The 16166-nt window shown below is 56.5% G+C and carries 15 protein-coding genes; 1 reads left to right on the top strand and 14 read right to left on the bottom strand.

Going from position 1 to position 16166, the window contains the following annotated elements; genetic code table 11:
• The first annotated feature begins 31 nt into the window (after positions 1 to 31).
• Positions 32 to 424, top strand: a complete 393-nt coding sequence (gloA, locus tag JFY56_RS18255; RefSeq protein ID WP_208315354.1) for a lactoylglutathione lyase — start codon at positions 32 to 34, stop codon at positions 422 to 424.
• Between the two features lie 454 nt (positions 425 to 878).
• Here gloA and JFY56_RS18250 read toward each other — a convergent pair whose 3' ends face one another.
• The 14 genes from JFY56_RS18250 to JFY56_RS18185 form a co-directional block, all read right to left on the bottom strand.
• Positions 879 to 2963, bottom strand: coding sequence for a YjbH domain-containing protein (locus tag JFY56_RS18250; RefSeq protein WP_208315353.1), 2085 nt, complete (start codon positions 2961 to 2963; stop codon positions 879 to 881).
• The gene (locus tag JFY56_RS18245; protein WP_208315352.1) at positions 2960 to 3733 is read right to left on the bottom strand and encodes a capsule biosynthesis GfcC family protein; all 774 of its coding nucleotides are present in this window, start codon (positions 3731 to 3733) and stop codon (positions 2960 to 2962) included. The genes JFY56_RS18250 and JFY56_RS18245 overlap by 4 nt, the downstream gene beginning before the upstream one ends.
• The gene (locus JFY56_RS18240) at positions 3730 to 4392 is read right to left on the bottom strand and encodes a YjbF family lipoprotein (protein ID WP_328824917.1); all 663 of its coding nucleotides are present in this window, start codon (positions 4390 to 4392) and stop codon (positions 3730 to 3732) included. The genes JFY56_RS18245 and JFY56_RS18240 overlap by 4 nt, the downstream gene beginning before the upstream one ends.
• Positions 4393 to 4410: 18 nt before the next feature.
• Positions 4411 to 5517, bottom strand: coding sequence for a polysaccharide biosynthesis/export family protein (locus JFY56_RS18235; protein ID WP_208315350.1), 1107 nt, complete (start codon positions 5515 to 5517; stop codon positions 4411 to 4413).
• 176 nt (positions 5518 to 5693) lie between these two features.
• Entirely contained in the window at positions 5694 to 6020 is a 327-nt protein-coding gene (locus tag JFY56_RS18230) for a hypothetical protein (protein WP_208315349.1), read from the bottom strand.
• 400 nt (positions 6021 to 6420) lie between these two features.
• A complete protein-coding gene (locus JFY56_RS18225; protein ID WP_208315348.1) occupies positions 6421 to 7836 on the bottom strand; it encodes an undecaprenyl-phosphate glucose phosphotransferase in 1416 nt (471 codons plus the stop codon).
• A gap of 193 nt (positions 7837 to 8029) precedes the next feature.
• Positions 8030 to 8935, bottom strand: a complete 906-nt coding sequence (gene rfbD, locus JFY56_RS18220; RefSeq protein WP_208315347.1) for a dTDP-4-dehydrorhamnose reductase — start codon at positions 8933 to 8935, stop codon at positions 8030 to 8032.
• 1 nt (position 8936) lies between these two features.
• The gene (gene rfbC / locus JFY56_RS18215; RefSeq protein ID WP_208315346.1) at positions 8937 to 9479 is read right to left on the bottom strand and encodes a dTDP-4-dehydrorhamnose 3,5-epimerase; all 543 of its coding nucleotides are present in this window, start codon (positions 9477 to 9479) and stop codon (positions 8937 to 8939) included.
• Positions 9476 to 10354: a glucose-1-phosphate thymidylyltransferase RfbA gene (gene rfbA, locus JFY56_RS18210; protein ID WP_208315345.1), complete on the bottom strand. Its 879-nt coding sequence runs from the start codon at positions 10352 to 10354 to the stop codon at positions 9476 to 9478. The genes rfbC and rfbA overlap by 4 nt, the downstream gene beginning before the upstream one ends.
• Before the next feature lie 79 nt (positions 10355 to 10433).
• Positions 10434 to 11504 (bottom strand): dTDP-glucose 4,6-dehydratase, encoded by a 1071-nt coding sequence (gene rfbB / locus JFY56_RS18205; RefSeq protein ID WP_208315344.1) that lies wholly within the window; start codon positions 11502 to 11504, stop codon positions 10434 to 10436.
• A gap of 32 nt (positions 11505 to 11536) precedes the next feature.
• Positions 11537 to 12559: a UDP-glucose 4-epimerase GalE gene (gene galE / locus JFY56_RS18200; RefSeq protein ID WP_208315343.1), complete on the bottom strand. Its 1023-nt coding sequence runs from the start codon at positions 12557 to 12559 to the stop codon at positions 11537 to 11539.
• Positions 12560 to 12599: 40 nt separating this feature from the next.
• Complete coding sequence (locus JFY56_RS18195; RefSeq protein WP_208315342.1) at positions 12600 to 14018, bottom strand: mannose-1-phosphate guanylyltransferase/mannose-6-phosphate isomerase; 1419 nt, start codon at positions 14016 to 14018, stop codon at positions 12600 to 12602.
• A gap of 60 nt (positions 14019 to 14078) precedes the next feature.
• A complete protein-coding gene (locus tag JFY56_RS18190) occupies positions 14079 to 15137 on the bottom strand; it encodes a polysaccharide pyruvyl transferase family protein (protein WP_208315341.1) in 1059 nt (352 codons plus the stop codon).
• A complete protein-coding gene (locus JFY56_RS18185) occupies positions 15134 to 16165 on the bottom strand; it encodes a glycosyltransferase family 4 protein (protein ID WP_208315340.1) in 1032 nt (343 codons plus the stop codon). The genes JFY56_RS18190 and JFY56_RS18185 overlap by 4 nt, the downstream gene beginning before the upstream one ends.
• Position 16166 lies beyond the last annotated feature (1 nt).

Raw genomic sequence — 16166 nt, 5'->3', positions numbered from 1 at the left:
AACGGGCCACCTGATGACGAGGAGAACATCGATGAGACTGCTGCACACCATGCTGCGCGTCGGCGACCTGGACAAATCCATCGCCTTCTATACCGAAGTCCTGGGCATGACCCTGCTGCGCCGCAAGGACTACCCGGACGGCCAGTTCACCCTGGCGTTCGTCGGCTATGGCAGCGAGGACGAGAACAGCGTCATCGAGCTGACCTACAACTGGGGCGTGGACACGTACGAACTGGGCACCGGCTACGGCCACATCGCCTTGGAAGTGGACGACGTCTACAAAGCCTGCGAAGACATCCGCTCCCGCGGCGGCAAGATCACCCGCGAGCCGGGCCCGATGAAGCACGGCACCAGCATCCTGGCGTTCGTCGAGGACCCGGATGGGTACAAGGTCGAACTGCTGTCGCCGCAGCGGCGGGATTGATCTAACGGCGGGAATAACTGTAGGAGCGGGCCATGCCCGCGATCACCGTGTCGCGATTTCGCGGGCATGGCCCGCTCCTACAGGTATGGCAAGAGCGTAGGGTGGAAATCGCGAAGCATTTCCACCTTGTCGAGGGGCACCTCGCGACGATGCGATGGATGGTATTGCGTCGCCGGTTCCCTCACCCCAACCCTCTCCCAAAGGGAGAGGGGGTATAACGGCATCGGGGTCAATGCCGTGCCACCCGACAACTCCGAATAGTCCCCTCTCCCTTGAGGGAGAGGGCTAGGGTGAGGGGGAAGGCCTCGCGACGATGCAAGACAGTTGCTCCTACGTCACTCCACGATATGGAATGGCGGGTTGCACCCGCCCTACGCCTTGCGTCATTTCCACGCGGAACCGTAGGGCGGGTGAAACCCGCCATGTTCATGGCGCGGTCAAGGTCCCCAATTATTTATTCCACGATCTTGCTGAAGCTACCGTCGAACATATCCACATTGCGCCCGTCAGTCAGGGTGTACAGCGAATAGCTGCGGCCCAGACGTGCACCACCGTCACGGGTCAGCGGGGCCCAGGCGAGGTTGGCGCGGCGCATGGTGGAGCTGCTCATCAGTTCGTCGAAGGGGATCGATATATAGATGCCCTTGTCGAAACTACCCTCGCCGTACTCTTCCTTGGATGCCGTGGTCAGGGTGACCCAGCCGCCGAAGCGCACGCCATTGCTGAACTCGCGCGACAGGTCGATGGTGGTGCCCCAGTCTCGGGCCAGGTAGCGGCCGACGCTGACCGCCGCCAGTACATCCTGGAAGTCGGTCTTCAGATAGCCGGTGATGTTCCCGGTGATCACGTCGTAGTCGCGCAGGCCGAAGCCCTGGTCGAAATCGCGCTGGCGCACGAAGTTCAGGTCGGCGCCCAGCGCCCAGCGCTCGTTCAGCGGGCGATAGAGCATCTCGCCGCCCACGCCGGCGTACATCGACTCCAGGTAGCCGCCGTAGACCATGCCGTAAAGGTCCTCATCCAGACGCTTCACCTTGTTCAACTGGAACGACGGCATGGTGACGTCCGAAGTGGTCACGTACTGGCGGATGTCGGTGCGCACGCGCGGCAGGCCGCTGGGGGCGTCGTACTTGAACTTGTCGAAGTTGTTCAGCAGGTTGCCGCTGAGCATGCCGCTCCACCAGGTATCCGGCGTGAAGCGGTATTCGGCGCTGAGGTCGGCGGTGAACTGGTAGAGCAGGAAGCCGTCGGGGCCGCCGACGTTCTGCTTGTAGCCCAGGCCCAGGCCGTAGGTGAACGGGTCCGGCTTCTGTTCGAAGAGGACTTCCTCCTGGTGCGGCAGTGGCCAGTTCTGTTCGGTGGCGCGACGCAGGTCGGCCAGCGGGCGGTCGTGCTGTACCACCTCGCGGAAGGTCTTGCGCGGCAAGCTGGTCTCGGCGACCGGCATGTCGTAGCGCTTGTCGACCACGGTGAACCACTGGATATCGTCGCTCACGCTGTTGTCGAGGATGCGCGCGGTACGGCCGACGGCCTTGGGCGGGTAGAGGTAACGGGTCTGCTCGCCGTAGACGATGATCTCCGAATCCTTCCGCGCGATGCGTTCGACCTTGTAGCCGGCGTTGTTGCGCAGGCGCTGTGAAACGCCAGCCCAGTCGACCTGATCGGCATTGACGTTCGGCGCACTGGCCGGCAGTTTTTCCGCCGGTGGGTCGTAGGTCTTGGGCGGTGCCGAGCGGGTGGCGAAGTTGGTGTGCAGGGTGATGCCGAACATCGCCGTGTTGCCACGCTCCCAGGCTGCGTGCAGGTCTACCGAGTCGCCTGCCTTGAAGACGAAGCCGAGGTTGACCGGGGAGTCCTGCTTCTGGTTGTTGTCCTGCGGTTCGTTTTCGTAGTTGTTGCCTTCGTATTCCAGCTTGACCGACAGCCGGTCCCACGGGGTTTGCCAGAGCACGCCGCCGAAGAGGGCAGGGGAGCCGCGGAACCAGCCGTTGGTGTTGACGTCGCCAGTGCCTTCGGCTGCAGGGCGCTCATCGTACTTGTCGTCGATCCAGCCCAGCGGGTTGTCGAAATCGCCACGATTGCCAATGTAACCCCAGGCGATACCCAGGCTCATATCGAAATCGCCAAAGCGCTTGTTGCCGACGAAGTATTCGCTGGAGAACAGGCCGGTACCGCCAACGTCGCGGGCGCCAACGGCGACCTCGGGCAGCCAGTGGCTTTCCTTGAGCAGACGGAGCTTGGCATCGACCGCCTTGTCCTTGTAGCTCTGGTCACCGCTGAGGCTTTCCGGACCATAACGGCGGTTGCTGACCGAGGTATAGCGGAATGAGGTTTCCAGCCAGTCGAAGGGTTGCAGCGAGAAGCTGTAGCGCGAGTAGGGATCGGTGCGGTTGGCGTTGATGCTGACTTCACCGGCCGGCGCCATACGCGCGGTCGGGGTTTGCAGCAGGCCGACGCCGCCGAAATCGTGCTGTGTATAACGTGGCTCGCCGTGTGCCACGGACCAGGGCATCAGCAGACAGAGTGCATAGCGGAGCTTCATTGCGCCACCTCGGACAGCGGTTGGGTGGCGAGGAATTCCGCAAGCTCCTGGTTCAGATCCGGGGCGGGGCTATCGGGGCCGGCAGCCTTGATCGGAACCAGGATGGTCGAGCCGGGGGCGGGCGGTGCGCTGTCCTGGCGGTTCCACAGGGCGATGCCGAGTCGGCTGACATTGCCGTCCGGTTGAATCAGGTACAGCCAGTCACCATCGGCTTCGGCGCGCTGGGCGCACTGCTGCAGATAGAGGCGAGCAGCTTGCAGCGGTATATGGGCGAGCGTGCAGTCGGCCTGCACCGCGCCGACCACGCGGACGTGATTTGGGCGTGGCGAAAAGATGAATACATCCCCGGCGCCAACCAGAGCGTTCTGCTCCGAATCGACTTCGACCCCGACTGGGTCCAGCAGATGCGGCAGGCGACCAGTCACCGGCAGATCGGTGATTTGCTGATGCAGGCGCCCGAGCAGTTCGGCCAGGGCCGGCTGGTCATCCAGCAGCGCCTTGCGCTTCAGCAATTGCAGATCGAACAGGATGCCGGCCTTGAGGCGGCCCTGCTGTTTGAGCAGAGATTGGTGCAGCCACGCCGCACCCAGCCAGTAGGATTCCGGGTTGACCTGGGCAGCATTGAACACGGTGCTCAGACGGGTATCCGGCGTGATGGTCTGCAGGCCCGGCCGCTTCGCATCGCCGCGTACCTCGACCTGATCACTGGCCGATGCGGCGTGGCAGAGCAGTGCCGCAGCGAGTGCCATCAGGAGATTGCGACAGTTCATTGCGCAGTCCCCCGGTATGGCCGTATCTGGGTGATCATCACCTGGAGTTTCGGCGTGACCTGCTGACGGCTGGCCATGACGAAGCCGTCCGCTGGGTCGACCCAGTAGCTGTTCACGGCATCGAGGCCGCCAACCGGAGCGCTCAGCGACTCATCGACACGCAACAGCGTGTGACTGCGACCGAGGATGTCGATCTGCTCCAGGCCCTTCTTCTCGAAGCTGCTCTGTACGGGAATGCCGACCTGATAACCGTCTGCGAAATCCACCCAGCGCTGGCTGGTGGTGCCGTCGGCGACCTTATGCAGCCCGGTGGAGAACGGCGAGTCGGCGGCCAGGCGGGTGGCGGCCAGGTTGTGGCCGAAGCCGACGGTGCGTACCACCAGACCGTCGCGCATCATCAGGATCTGATGAGTGGAAGCGACCCAGAACTGCAGGCCGTCCTGCTGGCGCACCAGCGCCATCACGGCTTCGCCGCCGGGGTTGGCCTGGAGTTTGATCTGGTAATAAGGCACGGCATCGACCTGTGCCTGGGTCAGCTCAAGCGGCTGCGGTCCCTCGGTCGCGGCGCGCAGGGTATCCCAGGATGCTTTCATCAAGGGATTGCATGCGCACAGCGAGAGAGCCGCCACCGCCAGAGCGGCGTAGCGGAGAATATTCACGATTGACCTGAGCCTGGATTAGTTGTTGTCGCTCATGTCGCTCTTGATATTCGCCCCGGTGCCCAGAATGGTCGCCGAGCCAAGCAACTGGCTGATGAAGCGGTTCCAGCGGGTGACACCAGCAGGGCCGACATAGATCACGTCCTGAGGCTGCAGGTTGAAGCGCTGGGCGAGGATGAAAGCGGTCGGCGACTGTGCGTCCAGTTGGAAGACCTTGGCTGGTTCTTTCTCCAGATTCTCTACGCCGCGGATCACGTACACCGCCTTTCCGTTGGAGGTCGTCTGGTTCAGGCCGCCTACGGTGCCAATGGCATCGGCCAGGTTCAGGTTGCGGGTCTTGTAGGTGAGGGCTCGCGCACCGTTCACCTCACCCATCAGGTAGACCTTCTTGTTGTCGTTATAGGGCAGGTAGATCTGGTCGCCGTCCTTCAGGTAGATGCTGTACAGCTCGGAGTTCTGGTAGTTCAGCGAATCCAGGTCGAGCAGATACTCACGGCCATCGCGCTTCAGGATCAGCCCGGAAAGGTCGGCAGCACCGGTGTTGACGCCGCCATTGCCGATAGCCTCCATCAGGTTCAGCGGCGTAGTGGTGATCGGCTGCGGACCGCTTTTGCCGAAGGCACCGTTGAGCACCACCTTCTGGCTGGCGTAGCGCAGCACGCTGACGTCCACCTGCGGGCTTTCGACGTACTGGGCCAGGCGGCCGGAAATGTCGGCGCGCAGTTGCTCGATGGTCCGGCCGGATGCGCGGACATTGCCGATATAGGGGTAGAACAGCGAACCATCCGGGCGGACCAGGCGGCCGTTGGCGTCGATCTGTTGCTGCGGGCCGGACGGGGCAGTTAGCTCAGGGTGGTCCCATACGGTGATGTACAACAGGTCGCCAACGCCGATGCGGTAATCCTCGGGTTGATATGCCAGCAACTCGGCAGGAACCTTCGCGCGTTGTTCCGTCGCGGCATCCATGGCCAGCAGCTTCGGAGTGATCTGTACCAGCTCGACGCGGCTGCTCTCCGGAGAGTCGTCGCGAATGATGCGGCTGGTATCCATGTGTTGGCCAGGGGCGAACATGCAACCCTGAAGGGTGATAGCTGCGAGTACTGCGGCGGACAAAGAGCGAATCATGGTGAAGGACTACACAAAGAGGTCAATACGAAACCACCTCGGCAGGGCGTCGAGTTGGAGTGAAGTGTGGGAAAGTGGGTGGTTATTATCGGAAAAGCAGAAAGCCCAGCAAGAGCGACTCCTTTTCAGGAAACGCTCTTGCCGGGATCAACAGGCCGGGATGGGGCCGATGTTGCTTAGTTGGTGGTACCGGTAGTGCCGGTGGTACCGCCAGTGCCGCCACCGGTGGTGCCCGGAGTGTTGTCGCTGCCACCGCCGCTGCTGTTGGAGGCAGCTACGCCTACTGCAACGGCTGCTGCACCAATACCGACAGCGGCACCAACGGTCAGGCCGCCAGCGATGGGAGTGGACAGGCCCAGGGACGAGGTAGCACCCGGAGCTGCAGCGGAGGTGGTCGAGCCAGTGCCCGACGCCGAAGTCGATTCGGAATTGGTGCCGGTTTCAGCAGCCAGCAGCGAAGTGCTGAAGCTCGCCATTACGGCGAGGGCCAGAAGTTTCTTCATATCAAGACTCCTTGTGGGATAGGTTCTTTAGTTTACAGAAGGTTAAGGGTGGCATGTCGCCAGCGCAAGCAACAAGCGCTAACTTCATGGTTGTAACAACACTACAACACTTTGATTTTCTTGATCGTTCCTATGTTTTGACTCCCTCTCCCCTGCCGGGAGAGGGCCGAGTAGGTTGGCGCTGAACGAAGTGAAACCCAACAATTGCCGGCAGCCGTGCCGTTGGGCTTCGTACCTCAGCCCAACCTACGAACCCGCATGCAACCCGCCAAATCCGATGTGTTGGATCAAATTGGCGGGTTTCACCCGCCCTACGCCTCTAACTCCCAGAGAGCGTCACGTAGGATGGGTTGAGCTTGCGATACCCATCGATTTTCCGGAGGGCCGTCACTCGAATCCCTCAATACGCATTCTTATGCACGAAGCCTTTGAACACCGTGAGGAACACGATCTTCAGGTCCCACCAGAGTGACCAGTTATTGATGTAATGGAGATCGTGCTCGATACGCTTCTGCATCTTGTCCAGCGTATCCGTCTCGCCACGCCAGCCATTCACCTGTGCCCAACCGGTGATGCCCGGCTTCACCTTGTGACGCAGCATGTAGCTGCCAATCTGGGTGCGGTATTCCTCATTGTGCGCCACCGCATGCGGGCGAGGGCCGACGATGGACATGTCGCCGAGCAGCACATTGATGAACTGAGGTAACTCGTCCAGCGAAGTCCGGCGAATGAACGCACCCACCTTGGTAATACGGTTGTCGTTGCGCGTGGCCTGGACCACATCTGCGCCGTTCTCCATCACCCGCATACTGCGGAACTTCCACACCTGGATCGGACGGCCATCGATGCCATAACGCTTCTGCCGGAAGAACACCGGGCCTGGGGAACTGAGCTTCACCGCTGCCGCAATGAACGCCATGGGAACGGCAATCAGGCAGAGGATTAGTGAGGAGAGAACGATATCCTCCAGCCGCTTGATGATCGCCTTCGCCCCGGTCATCGGGCTATCGAAGATGCTGATGGTCGGCACGCCATTGATGTTCTGGCTGCGCGCATGCAGTAGTTCGAAGATGAACACGTCTGGAACGATGAATACCGAAGTGGTGGTATCGCTCAGTTGATCGACCAGCCAGCGAATGCGCGCCTCGCTGCGCATCGGTAGGGTGATGTAGATACGGTCGATCTCTCCGGCCCGCGCCTCGGCCACCAACTGCTCCAGCGTCCCGGAAACCGGCAGGCTCAGCTTGCTCTTCGGCAGGTGTACCGGATCACGACGCTTGTCGTCATAAAAGCCCAGCAGCTCCAGCCCCATCCAGGGTGCACCAGCGATATTGCGCGCCAGCCGCTGCCCCAGCGCACCGGCACCGGCGATGGCTACCGAACGGGTATTGAAGCCCTTGCGCCGCAGCAAATTCAGGGCCAGCCGCAGGCCAACCCGATAGATGCACAGGCCCAGCAATGTCTGGCAGAACCACTGCGCCAGGTCCAGTGCATCGAGCACCGGCATACTGACTACGAACTTATCGACGAGCAATACGCTGGCAAAACTGATTGCCCAGATCCAGCAAACCCGGCGCAACTCCACGATGACCCGCTCGCCGCGCCAGGAACTGTACAACTGGGCGAAATCGCTCAACAGGTAGAACACCACCAGCGCAAGCAAGGTCGCGATCAGTTGACCCCTATCGAAGTCGTCCCCGTGCAGGATCACAGTGCCGACGATGCCGGCCAGGATAACCAGCAGATCCAGCAGTCTTTGCACTATCGAGATATTGGCCTGATGGGGGCGGAGAATTCCGCGGTCCCTGCTGTTCATTGCGGCACTCCTTTACGTCTGTAGGTCAGAGGCATGTGAGAGTTGTTGATGGAAAGTGTTCTTGCGGGGCAGCGTAATGACGCCGTGAATCAGGCTGTTCCGGGTGTCGCTGGAGTTCTTGTCGTTATTCGGGCGTGCCAACGTCTAGCCCGCATCACGTAACGGATGCGGGCCAGGGGCATGCTTCTATTGATTACTGTTCAGGAGTTACTTTATCGGCAGGGCCGTTCAGTTCCTGTAGTACATCGAGCAGATCGTGGTGCCAATCGGAAGCCGCTATGCTGAATGTTTGTTGCAGCTTCTGACTGCTCATCACCGACCAAGCTGGGCGTTTTGCAGGCGTCGGGTAGTCGCGAGTTGCAATGGCATTCACCAGCGGTTGTCGTTCGATCATTCCCAACGCGTGCGCCTGCTGGAAAATTTCCATGGCAAATTCATGCCAGGTGCAGGCCGGGGCGCCACTGAAGTGGTAAATCCCCCATGCCGCTGTGCCTTCATCTCGAATCTTTGCGGCAACGCGCCATAGCGCACCGGCAATGCTCGCTGCGGAGGTCGGACATCCGCGCTGATCGGCCACCACGCCCAGTTCACTGCGCTCGCGTCCGAGGCGCAGCATGGTCTTCACGAAGTTGTTGCCATGCACGCCGAACACCCAACTGGTGCGCAGTATCAGGTGTTGTGCGCACAAATCGACCAAGGCCTGTTCACCGGCCAGCTTGCTGGCACCGTAAATACCGGTAGGGCCGGTGGCATCGTTTTCCCGATAGGGCACATCCGCATCGCCGGCGAAGACATAGTCGGTGGAAATATGCAGCAGCGGAATTCCTGCTTCATTCGCCGCTTTCGCCAGATGCGCAACGCCGTCCCGGTTGATTGCATATGCCCGCTCCGGCTCGCTTTCCGCTTTATCGACAGCGGTATAGGCAGCGGCATTGATGATCAACTGCGGACGGATGCGTGCAACAGCTTCCCGGATCTGTTCTTCATTGGTGATATCCAGCTCACTGGAGCCCATACCGGTCACAACGAAGCCAGCAGGTGCGCGGCGCAGCAGTTCGAATCCAACCTGACCGCGTGCACCGGTAACCAATACCTGCATGTCAGTTCCCCTTGCCAAGCAATTCGCGCAGGCTGGGGTTGAGCTTGTCCTTTTCGGACAGCAGCGGATCGGTCAACGGCCACGGAATGTTCACGTCCGGGTCGTTCCAGATCAGCCCGCCTTCGTCGGCAGGGAAGTACAGGTCAGTGCATTTGTACTGGAAGTCCGCAACATCACTCAGCACACAGAAACCATGGGCGTATCCTGGCGGAATCCATAGCTGGCGATGGTTGTCGTCGCTCAACTCCACGCCAACGAACTGGCCACAGGTCGGCGACTCGGGATTGATATCCACGGCGACGTCGTACACCACGCCGCGACTCACACTGACCAGCTTGCCCTGTGGGCGAGTACGCTGGAAATGCAATCCGCGCAAAACACCACGCGGCGACCGGGAGTGATTGTCCTGGACGAATGGCAGGTCGATACCAGCGTCGCGGTAGCGCTCGATGTGGAAGCTCTCGAGGAAGAATCCACGAGCATCGCCGAATACCTTGGGCTCGATGATCAGCACGCCCGGCAGAGCAGTTTCGATCACTTTCATGGATGAGTCTCCTGTGCCAGTACGCTCAGCAGATACTGACCGTATCCCGTCTTGCTCAGCACCTGGGCTTGCTGGCGGAGTTGTTCTGCCGACAGCCAGCCCTGGTGGTAGGCAATCTCTTCCAGACAGGCCACTTTGAGGCCTTGGCGGGTTTCGATGGTCTGCACGTAGTGGCTGGCCTCCATCAGGGAGTCATGGGTGCCGGTATCCAGCCAGGCGAAGCCACGGCCCAGCAGGCTGACATGCAGGTCGCCACGTTGCAGGTAGGCGTTGTTCACATCGGTGATTTCCAGTTCGCCGCGAGCGGAAGGTTTTACCTGCTTGGCGATCTCCACAACCGAGTTGTCGTAGAAGTACAGACCGGTAACCGCGTAATGGGATTTCGGCGTCTTGGGCTTCTCTTCGATGGAGATGGCTTTGCCGTTGGCGTCGAACTCGACGACCCCGAAACGCTCCGGATCATTCACGTGGTAGCCGAAGACGGTTGCACCATGCTGACGGGCGGCCGCTTCACGCAGCATGGCGGTGAAACCATAGCCGTAGAAGATATTGTCGCCGAGGATCAGGCACACACTGCTGTCGCCAATGAACTCCTCGCCAATCAGGAACGCCTGGGCCAGCCCGTCCGGCGACGGTTGTTCGGCATAATTGAGGCTGATACCGAACTCCGAGCCATCGCCCAGCAGCTTACGGAAGTTGGGCAAGTCCTCCGGAGTGGAAATCACCAGGATTTCCCTGATTCCCGCCAACATCAGGACCGACAGCGGGTAATAGATCATCGGCTTGTCATAGATCGGCAGCAACTGCTTGGAAATACCGCGAGTGATCGGGTGAAGACGTGTACCGGAGCCGCCGGCCAGGACAATGCCTTTCATTCAAAACTCCAGAAACTCGAAGATCGGATCGAAACTGTAGGAGCGAGGGGGACGCCTAGTCCTTGCTCGCGAGCAGCGTTCAGGCGCCTTCGCCCAACCGGCCCAAACGATAATCACCGCTCAGCACCCGTTCCCACCACTGACGATTATCCAGATACCACTGTACCGTCTTGCGGATACCCGACTCGAAGGTCTCCTGCGGCTTCCAGCCCAGCTCACGCTCGATCTTCGAAGCATCGATGGCGTACCGCCGATCATGCCCCGGCCGATCCTTCACAAAAGTAATCAGCTCCTTGTAGGAGCGAGCTTGCTCGCGATCGCCCTTTCGTGGAACCAGCTCATCCATCAGGTCGCAGATCGTCTCCACCACCTCCAGATTACGCTTCTCGTTATGCCCACCAATGTTGTACGTCTCACCGACCACCCCACGCGTAACCACCTCGACCAGCGCCCGGGCATGATCCTCGACATACAGCCAGTCACGAATCTGCGACCCGTCGCCATATACCGGTAGCGGCTTGCCGGCCAGGGCATTGAGGATCATGTGCGGGATTAGCTTCTCGGGGAAGTGATAGGGCCCGTAGTTGTTCGAGCAGTTGGTCACCAGCACTGGCAGGCCGTAAGTACGCTGCCAAGCGCGGACCAGGTGATCCGAACTGGCCTTGGAGGCCGAGTAGGGCGAACTGGGCGAGTAGGGAGTGCTTTCGGTGAACAGATCATCCGTACCTTCGAGGTCGCCATACACCTCATCGGTAGAAATATGGTGGAAGCGGAATGCGGCCTTGGCTTCTACTTCCAGACCGCTCCAGTAGCGACGGGCCGCCTCCAGCAGCGTATAGGTGCCAACGATATTGGTCTGGATGAACTCGGCAGGCCCATCGATGGAGCGGTCCACGTGCGACTCGGCGGCCAGGTGCATCACAGACGTGGGGCGGAGTTCGGAAAATACCTTGTCCAAGGCCGCTGCATCGCAGATGTCCACTTGGTAGAACCGGTAACGAGGCGAGCCGGCTACATCGGTCAGCGACTCCAGATTGCCGGCATAGGTGAGCTTGTCGAGGTTGGCGACCTCGTGATCGGTGTTCTGGATCAGGTGGCGAACCACTGCTGATCCGATGAAGCCGGCGCCGCCGGTAACTAGAATTCGCACAAATTATTGCTCCGCATTTTTGACGCGCCAGTCTACTCCATATACCCCTGTGGGTTGCCTGATTGCCATCGCCAAGTATCGAGCATCATTTCTTCCAATCCTCGTTTGGCTTGCCAACCTAGCTCGCGAGCGGCCTTGGAGGGGTCTGCCCAGCATTCAGCGATGTCGCCGGGACGACGAGGTGCGATGCGATACGGTACAGGCACCCCGCTGGCGTGCTCAAATGCTTTAATCATTTCCAGCACGCTGTAGCCAGTTCCGGTTCCAAGGTTCCATACATGTATACCGCTCTGAGTGGAAATTGCTTGCAGGGCTTTTAGGTGACCGTCAGCCAGATCGACTACATGGATGTAGTCACGAATACCTGTTCCATCGCGAGTGGAATAGTCGTTTCCGAATACGGCAAGTTCCTTGAGCTTGCCGATGCTGACTTGACTGATGTAGGGCAGCAAATTGTTGGGAATTCCATTGGGGTCCTCTCCGATTAAGCCGCTCTCGTGAGCGCCAATCGGATTGAAATAGCGCAGTAGAGCAATACTCCAGCGCGGATCGGAGTGCGCCAAATCCTTGAGTAACTCCTCTACCATGAGCTTCGAGCGCCCATAAGGATTAGTAGGAGTACCTATAGGGGCATTCTCGCTGATCGGCATTTGCTCAGGTTCGCCATAGACGGTGGCTGAAGAACTGAATACCAAATGAAACACCCCTGCACGGGCCATTGCCTGATAAAGGTTCAGGCTGCCAGCGACATTGTTGGAGTAATAGTCGAGCGGTTTCTGAACGCTCTCACCAACAGCTTTAAGGCCCGCAAAATGCAGTACTGCGTCAATGCGATGCTCAGTGAAAATGTTATCTAGTATTGCATTGTTACGAATGTCACCCTGGATAAATACAGGTGCCTTACCGCATATACGCTCAATCCGCCGTAATGATTCAGCTGTGCTATTGCAAAGATTATCCAATACTACCACTTGGATGCCGGCTTCGAGTAGGGAAAGTGTCATGTGCGAGCCGATATAACCAGCGCCGCCGGTTACAAGGACCGTTTCAGTCATTATTGAGAGTCCCATGTGGTGTTTTCATTAGTTTTGAGGATCAAGCTCTGCCGTACTTGTCTTCGAAGCGAATAATGTCATCTTCGCCGAGATAAGTGCCGGATTGAACTTCGATCAGCTCTAGCGGAATCTTTCCGGGGTTTTCCAAAGCATGAATCTGGCCTGTAGGGATATAGGTCGACTGGTTCTCTGTTACTAAATAGATCTGGTCACCATTGGTCACCTTTGCTGTTCCGCTGACGACAATCCAGTGTTCTGCTCGGTGGTGGTGCATTTGAACAGAGAGTTTAGCGCCGGGTTGTACAGTAATCCGCTTTACTTGGTAGCGTTTGCCATTGTCGATAGATTCATAAATGCCCCATGGGCGATAAACTTCTCGATGGTTCAGATGCTCGCTGCGAGTTTCTTTCTTCAAACGGTCGACGATCTTTTTTACATCCTGAACATGATCTTTATGTGCAACGAGTACTGCATCCTTAGTTTCCACGATTACCAGATTTTCTAACCCGACGGTTGCAACCAGTCGGCTATCGGCATGGACGTAGGTCTGGCGCGTCTGCTCATCGAAAACGTCGCCTTTGAATACGTTTCCTTGTTCATTCTTCTGGCTCGCATCCCAAAGAGCAGACCAAGACCCAATATCGCTCCACCCTGCATCTAATGGCACCATTACTGCGTCGGTAGTCTTTTCCATTACTGCATAATCGATGGAGTCCTCTGGGCAGGCCAGAAACTCTGTTGGCTCAACGCGAGTGAAGTGCATGTCCTGAGTGGCGCCGGCGATGGCCTTCCGGCAGGCATCGAGAATGTCAGGGCGGAACCGTTCAAGCTCTTCTAGATATCGGCTAGCGCGGAACATGAACATGCCGCTGTTCCAGTAGTGTCTACCGCTTACAAAATACTCTTGAGCGGTGAGCAAAGTCGGCTTTTCGACGAAGCGGATAACCATATATCCACTGTCGCTTACTGGCTCACCTTTTTCGATGTAGCCGTAACCAGTTTCCGGGTGGTTGGGGACAATTCCAAAGGTAACCAGCTTGCCTTCTGCAACAAGCGGCAAAGCTGAACGGATGCCTGAGTGAAACGAAGCAACGTCCCGGATCAGATGGTCAGCTGCCTGCACCAAGAGGATTGGATCATTCGCTTCATCTATGGCCTGCAGTGCAGCGAGTGCAATTGCTGGCGCAGTATTACGGCCAGCTGGCTCAAGCAAAATTTTGGCCTGTTCCATCCCCAATTGGCGGAGTTGTTCGGCTGCGAGAAATCGGTGCTGATCGTTGCAGATTAGATATGGAAGAGCGACATTGAGCCCTTCCAAACGCCGAATTGTGGCTTGCAGCATCGATAGCTCACCGTTCGCTAGTGGAAGAAATTGCTTAGGATTGAGTTGGCGTGACAATGGCCAAAGACGTGATCCTGATCCTCCAGCCATAACTACAGGAACTAATGAGAGGTTCATTTATTTTCCTATGTGTAGGGAGTGATTTTTTATAAGAATGTTGGGTGGGTTAGTTTTGCTTTAATTGGTTGCTAGTTTTCTTATGTGTTTGAGTATGGAGTCGTGCTCTAGTAGTGTCTTGCTTTTAGCGCTTGCTATACATTTTTTATAGGCGCTACGAACATCTATGTCTTCAGTTAGCGAGTGTATTTGACTATAAATGGTGTCGATACAGAAGTTGTTGACATTGTGGACGTATTGGGGAAGTCCTAGGTCGCCAAAGGCGCCGAATCCCTTTCTTTCATAAGAGAGATGTATAACAAAGTGACCGGCAGCGAGCGCCATTAATGCCGCATGTAACCGCATTGCAATAACAACTCTGGGTTTATTGTTTCGGTCTATAAAATTCTCTCTTGGAATTATATGTTGGGGCCTCAATAAGCTTGTGGCGGGTCTGTCATCATTGCTGCGAACAGTGCTTTGAATATAGGCGTCATAAATCTCAAAGCGTGATATTAAGTCTAGCACGCCTATTGGGATGATGCCGTTTAAGAAACGTACAGAGAAAATTGGTTCGAGGCTAGCTAGTTCTAGCTTACATTCAGTGTTTTTGAAAACCTCAAGTATGGCTAGATCGGCCATTCTGCTTGCTGTTGGAACAGGAAAATCGCTCATGCTCCTATTGTCTCGGAGGAACACATTGCGTAGTTTACTAAGGAGTAAATAGAAGGTGGGTTTTAATATTCTGTGAATAGGGCCAATGCTCTGGGGGAGGTATATTGATTTGCGGCCATTGAATGCTGCGCAAATAAGCTGTGGCCCGTGAACTAATAATGTCTTTAAAGCCTCATTGTAATTTCCGGCTCTCAAGTATCCTCCGCCGACACCAATGATGACATCAAACTTTCTTGCCGAAAAAAGGGTTCTTAAGTATCTTGTGTTGTATCCATACCATTTGGGCATGGAGTCCAGTATTTTTATGTTGCTAAGTTGGGCGAATGATTTCGGGTGCGATGCGCAGATTGTAATTTCAATTTGTTCGCCAAGAGCTTCTTTGGCGAGATTTATGGCTTGTGAGACTAATAGCCCGTCACCGGCATTTTCTGCGCTATAAGCATGCAATATCAGAACCTTATTCATGAGTTTATTAGCTCTTTGTAGGTTTCAATATGCTTGTCTATGCTTGAGTTCCAACTGAATTTTGAAACCCAGTCGGGGGCATTTTTTATGCAGTTTAGTCGTTCCTTATTATTGGTTAGCGCGTCATGGATTCCTGATGCTATGGATCCTGAGTCTAACTCTTGAAATGCTAAAGAAGGGCCTGAAACCTCTGCCAGAGAACCTTTTCTTGAGGTAATTACAACTGTTCCAGCTGCCAATGCTTCTAGAATTGGAAACCCGAAGCCTTCGTATAAGCTAGGAAAGGCAAAGAGTGACGAGTTTTGCATAAGTGCCACTCTGTCACTGTCATCTACAAAGCCTAGATAGATAACATTTTTTGAGTTGTTGATAGCTTTGAGAATTTCCTTGTAGTTCCAGGCTGGTCTTCCGGCAATTACAAGTGGGATATTTAGAGCTCTGAGATCCGGCGACCTAAAAGCGTCTATAAGAGGGATTATGTTCTTCCTCGGTTCTAGGTTGCCAAGATATAGTACATATTGGCTCGGCAGTATCTTCGCAATATTTTCAGATAATTGCGTTTTTTGGGAGAAGACATCGGTATCGATACCGTGATGAATTACTTTTATACTCTTGCGGTCCACGCCAAATATTTCAGCTATGTCGTCAGCGCTCGAATTTGAAACAGTTATTATGTTGTTGGTGGATTTGATTGCAAGGCCAACTCTTCTTCGCCATATGTACTCTTGCGTTGAGGTGCGCGCTACATTAATCCAGCGGCTTGCGACTCCGTGAACTGTTACAATTGATTTGCTCCTTGTCTTAAAAAGAGGCCCTGTGTCTGCTGAGTAATGCAGAATTGTGTCCTTGCTGAATTTTCTTAAACCATAAAGTGATTCGTAAAAGATCGTACTGTATGGAGATCTTCCTGCCGGAATCCTTCTGACATTCACTCCCCTAGCCTGCAAACCTTGTGATATTTTTCGAGTATAGGTAGTGTTCCCACCTACGTGGCGATCAATTATTCGCTCAGGAAAGTGCACCTCCATA

It is taken from the genome of Pseudomonas schmalbachii, assembly GCF_017589465.1.
Taxonomy (GTDB): domain Bacteria; phylum Pseudomonadota; class Gammaproteobacteria; order Pseudomonadales; family Pseudomonadaceae; genus Pseudomonas; species Pseudomonas schmalbachii.
Note: the sequence above shows the minus strand (reverse complement) of the source record. Positions and strands in the feature narration are given on the sequence as shown.

What these genes read in the sequence shown, in the direction of transcription:
- gloA (WP_208315354.1), top strand. Translation starts at nt 32, where the DNA reads ATGAGACTGCTGCACACCATGCTGCGCGTCGGCGACCTGGACAAATCC.
- JFY56_RS18235 (WP_208315350.1), bottom strand. Translation starts at nt 5,517, where the DNA reads ATGATTCGCTCTTTGTCCGCCGCAGTACTCGCAGCTATCACCCTTCAG.
- JFY56_RS18195 (WP_208315342.1), bottom strand. Translation starts at nt 14,018, where the DNA reads ATGAACCTCTCATTAGTTCCTGTAGTTATGGCTGGAGGATCAGGATCA.
- rfbD (WP_208315347.1), bottom strand. Translation starts at nt 8,935, where the DNA reads ATGCAGGTATTGGTTACCGGTGCACGCGGTCAGGTTGGATTCGAACTG.
- JFY56_RS18185 (WP_208315340.1), bottom strand. Translation starts at nt 16,165, where the DNA reads ATGGAGGTGCACTTTCCTGAGCGAATAATTGATCGCCACGTAGGTGGG.
- JFY56_RS18225 (WP_208315348.1), bottom strand. Translation starts at nt 7,836, where the DNA reads ATGAACAGCAGGGACCGCGGAATTCTCCGCCCCCATCAGGCCAATATC.
- JFY56_RS18245 (WP_208315352.1), bottom strand. Translation starts at nt 3,733, where the DNA reads ATGAACTGTCGCAATCTCCTGATGGCACTCGCTGCGGCACTGCTCTGC.
- JFY56_RS18250 (WP_208315353.1), bottom strand. Translation starts at nt 2,963, where the DNA reads ATGAAGCTCCGCTATGCACTCTGTCTGCTGATGCCCTGGTCCGTGGCA.
- galE (WP_208315343.1), bottom strand. Translation starts at nt 12,559, where the DNA reads ATGACTGAAACGGTCCTTGTAACCGGCGGCGCTGGTTATATCGGCTCG.
- rfbA (WP_208315345.1), bottom strand. Translation starts at nt 10,354, where the DNA reads ATGAAAGGCATTGTCCTGGCCGGCGGCTCCGGTACACGTCTTCACCCG.
- JFY56_RS18230 (WP_208315349.1), bottom strand. Translation starts at nt 6,020, where the DNA reads ATGAAGAAACTTCTGGCCCTCGCCGTAATGGCGAGCTTCAGCACTTCG.
- JFY56_RS18190 (WP_208315341.1), bottom strand. Translation starts at nt 15,137, where the DNA reads ATGAATAAGGTTCTGATATTGCATGCTTATAGCGCAGAAAATGCCGGT.
- rfbC (WP_208315346.1), bottom strand. Translation starts at nt 9,479, where the DNA reads ATGAAAGTGATCGAAACTGCTCTGCCGGGCGTGCTGATCATCGAGCCC.